Annotated in this window: 1 protein-coding gene; it reads left to right on the top strand. The window is 63.8% G+C overall.

The features are described from left to right. On the top strand, positions 1-268 hold a 268-nt coding region (locus tag SB765_RS30085), incomplete at both ends, for a nitrate reductase molybdenum cofactor assembly chaperone (protein ID WP_410932558.1).

Below are 268 nucleotides of genomic sequence, written 5' to 3' on the forward strand. Positions count from 1 at the left end.
GCCGCGAGCGCGGGCAGGCCATGGTGAATCTGCTGGACGAGTATCGGCTTCACGATCTGGACGTGACGGCAAACGAGTTGCCCGATTACGTGCCGCTGTTTCTCGAAGTGCTGGGCCTCGTCGAACCTTCGACGGCCCAGGCCCTGCTCGACGAGGCCATCCACATCCTGGCCGCGGTTGGCGAACGACTCGCGCGCAGCGAAAGCCCTTATGCGGGCGTGTTTGCGGTGCTTCGCCAACACAGCGAGGTCGAGCCGAAACCGATGAT

Source organism: Pseudomonas sp. SIMBA_067 (assembly GCF_046534675.1).
Classification (GTDB): Bacteria; Pseudomonadota; Gammaproteobacteria; order Pseudomonadales; family Pseudomonadaceae; genus Aquipseudomonas; species Aquipseudomonas putida.